Consider the following 3,691-nt stretch of genomic DNA (forward strand, 5'->3'; position numbering starts at 1 on the left):
GAGCTGAGCATGATCGCGACATAAACGCGGCAAAGAACATTCTTGCGCTCGGGTATGAGCGTCTCGTAGGAGGAATCCCCCCATATAATCAGCTCGTCTGATTTAGTGGAGGGAGGATATCAAGTTTGTGATATAAGCGCATCACTGTTTATGTGGCCTGTCTTGTTGCTCAATGTATCGCTTTAAGACTTCTAACGGCGCTCCGCCTATCGATCCTGCAAAATACGATGGGCTCCATAGCGCTCCTGTGTTTTTGTTTGTCCAGTGATATCTAACATCAGGAAAATTCTGTCGAACCTTTCGGCTCGATACTCCTTTAAGTGAATTTATTAACTTAGATAATGACACTTTAGGAGGATAATTAATGAGCAAGTGGATATGATCACTTTCTCCGTTAAATTCTGTTATTTCAACCTCGAAGCCTGCGGCAATGTCTCTCATAACACCCTCTATAAAGCTAAGAACTTCGTTGTTGAGGGTTTTTCCTCTGTATTTGGTGATAAAAATAAGGTGGCAATGAAGCATAAAAACGCAATGCCTTCCGGTACGTAAATCGATATCGTTCATAGATAGACCTATAATTGAAATATGTCTTTAATGCCTATATTATATATTCTATGAAAGAAAAGACCAATTTTGCATTTTGAGTTTCGTTCGGGCAGCTTTAGTGAAGACAGTCGAGGGGATTTTTTAGACATGAACCAGATAAGCACGCAAGAACAACAAAAAGCAATCTACTCACCGACAAACAAAGATCTTTTGGTTGTAGCTTCGGCTGGCTCAGGGAAAACTCATGCTATCTGCGAACGAATTAAATTCCTTGTCTCTAAAGGCATACCCAGCAAATCTATTCTTGCTACAACATTCACCCTTAAAAGTTGCGCCGACCTTAAGAAACGAATCGGGGAAGACCTTCATGGCGTCACTATCACAAACATACACAAGCTTGGCTTCAAAATATGCTCAACTTTAAGCGACGAGCCCTATAAAGTTATCGATGGTAACTATCGAAAAGAAATCATCTCCAGCATTGTTAATGAGCTTAACGATATGGATATTGAAGGTAACGGTTTGCGTTTGCATGCCAGTATCAATCAATTAGAGCGCGAAATAAGTGTATGGCAAAACAAGCAAATCAGCAAAGAGGTGTTACGAAAAAACTCTCAACCTTTCTTTTATGAGCTTTATACACGCTACCTTGAAAAGTGCAAAGCTGAGTGCCTTCTCGATTTCGACGCAATTATCACTACGGCAACCTCCATTCTTGAAAATGATTCAAACGCACGAAACGCAGCCCAAGCCACTTACCAGCATATTTTTGTAGATGAGTATCAAGACATCAACCCGAGCCAGGAGAAGCTACTACAACTACTAAAAGGCAAACAAACAAACATGACTGTGGTGGGAGATGATGATCAAGCCATATATGGATTTAGAGGAGCAACAAGTGGTTTCTTTTTGAGCTTCGCTGAAAGAAACAATGCAGAAGTAGTTAATCTGACAAAAAACTTTAGAAGCACTAAAACAATCGTCAGCGCTGCAAAATTTGCTGTTAATAGTAAAAAAGCCTTAACTTCTCAGGACATCCTAGAGATCGGTACCGCTAACTCTATCCGCAAGATCAGAGCTAAAGACGATCAAGAGGAAGCACTGAGAGTTGTGCATGAAATTAAAGCCCTTTCGAGCTTAGGACACCCTTTATCTAAAATGGTGGTTTTATACCGCAATCACAGCCACGGGCTAAAAGTCGAAAGAACATTGATTGAGCAAGGCATTAGCGTTCAAGTCAAGGGCTCTAATAGCTTTTGGGACACGAAGGAAATAAAAACTTGCATGGCCATCTTAGGTTATCTAGCAAATCCATGTTTTTTGAATTTCAAACTTATTGCATGCAACTTTAAAGGCATTGGCCAAGCAAAAGCAAAACTTGCTTGGAGCGACAATCTAGACCCGATCCAAGCACTTGATGCATACAATAGTGAAGCTTCATCTGCTTTAGGAGAATGTTTTGATAAGTTCAATCACCAGTATTGCACATATGACTTAAAATCGCTTGTGAAGGAGGTTCTGTTAAATCCTAGCATTTATGGCAATGTTATGCCTGAACAGGATGCTGCTGGCAGCGCTCCCAGTGAAAACATCATGTCTCTATGTAAAGCCATTGAGGGAATTCAAAACGCAGCATCAATCGACGACATAATCGAATCACTAATCCTTAATCGTGAAACCACGCTTGACAAGCATGGAGAATCAGTTCAGATGATGACAATCCATTCATCAAAAGGTTTAGAATTCAGCACTGTATTTTTAGTCAATATCTGTAACGGATCATTCCCCAACCTTAAAGATAAAACTAAAATCCCGGAGGAAGAGCGATTATTATTTGTTGCCATAACAAGAGCCAAGCACTTTTTATTTATGATAGGACGACAGGATCGTCGATGCACGTTCTTGGATAAAATTCCTGATCGCTTTTCTTTTGACGCATCCATTCCTTCGGGTAAGCCAGAATTGACATCTATTCTCACAGAAGGATGTTCAGATAATGATTACGAGCTTTCACTAAAAGAACTAAAAAACTCTTTAATCAAGGCGATGCTTAACACCAACTCATCAAAATTCAGCGATTCGTTCAAGACTTTAATTGACAAAATGAAAAAAGATCCAGTCAACCTTCTTGAACTCACCACCAAAGAGCTTGGACTGGCTAAAGCACTATTAACTCAAGGGATGCTTATCGATGGCAAAAGACCATTAGTTAGCAATTTCTCGAAAGCCTTGCGGGACATCCCATCTGAATTGGCCCTCCAGGAAATGATGAGTTTCTAATTTTGCTATAAGGAAATAGTATCTTCAGGTTTCACCTTTAACCTATAGTCGTTATATATTGTAGATCTTATAAAAGCTCCCTCCCATCCCATGATCGATAAAATGTTTCTTATCAGATATTTATGGGAAACAACAAATGATCAACAAACATACAATCAACAAAGCTCTAGATATATTGATTGGACCATCTCACAACCTTCGAGTTTGGGTTGGACGACTAACAGAAAAAGAACAGATTAATCTATTAGGGTGTGATTTTGGCCAATGCCTAATACAGATTGAAGAGAAAACAAGCTCTATTAATTTTCTCAAGAGAGACAAAAATGGACCATATCTATATAAAGGCAATCGTCATAAACTATGTGCATCTTATATGAGCACAAAACCAATGCTTTCAAAATTTGATAATGCATCACCTAAAAGTAGAACCCAAATATTACGGTTAATGACCGAATATAAAACAAACAAAACAATAATTAATTATATAATGTAGAATAAGAAAAAATTCAGGAAATACATGCAGGCATGTTTATTGCTTACGGCACAGATTACGCAATACGCAATACCACTGGGCATCTATTAAAAGTCAGTCCATTAGACCCTGTAACTACGATTAAGCAAACACAACTCTCTGTTGTCAGTGACTTTCTGTATGACGGTAAAAGACACTCAATTGAGGCAATCTTAAAAATCAAGTTGCGGTAAAACGGCAGCAACTATGGTTCCACCTTTAACCTTCAGGGTGACGAGTCATCTGGATGGCATTTCGCTATCGAAATTCGATATACCAATACAATAACTTCAGAATAAAGATAAAGAAACGTTTAAAAGGAATCTCAGATGTTTAAATTTTCATTACCAC

General features: G+C 38.8%; 3 protein-coding genes. 2 read left to right on the forward strand and 1 reads right to left on the reverse strand.

What is annotated here, in order from left to right:
- Window positions 1-141 precede the first annotated feature (141 nt).
- Entirely contained in the window at window positions 142-567 is a 426-nt protein-coding gene (tnpA, locus tag ACMUMJ_RS16755) for an IS200/IS605 family transposase (protein WP_414679990.1), read from the reverse strand.
- A gap of 129 nt (window positions 568-696) precedes the next feature.
- Between tnpA and ACMUMJ_RS16760 the strand changes: the two genes are divergently transcribed.
- Both ACMUMJ_RS16760 and ACMUMJ_RS16765 read left to right on the forward strand, forming a co-directional pair.
- The gene (locus tag ACMUMJ_RS16760) at window positions 697-2,829 is read left to right on the forward strand and encodes an ATP-dependent helicase (RefSeq protein ID WP_414679991.1); all 2,133 of its coding nucleotides are present in this window, start codon (window positions 697-699) and stop codon (window positions 2,827-2,829) included.
- 525 nt (window positions 2,830-3,354) lie between these two features.
- A complete protein-coding gene (locus ACMUMJ_RS16765) occupies window positions 3,355-3,534 on the forward strand; it encodes a hypothetical protein (RefSeq protein WP_414679992.1) in 180 nt (59 codons plus the stop codon).
- Window positions 3,535-3,691: the final 157 nt, after the last annotated feature.

The sequence above is a fragment of the Marinomonas phycocola genome (assembly GCF_047525455.1).
GTDB lineage: Bacteria > Pseudomonadota > Gammaproteobacteria > Pseudomonadales > Marinomonadaceae > Marinomonas.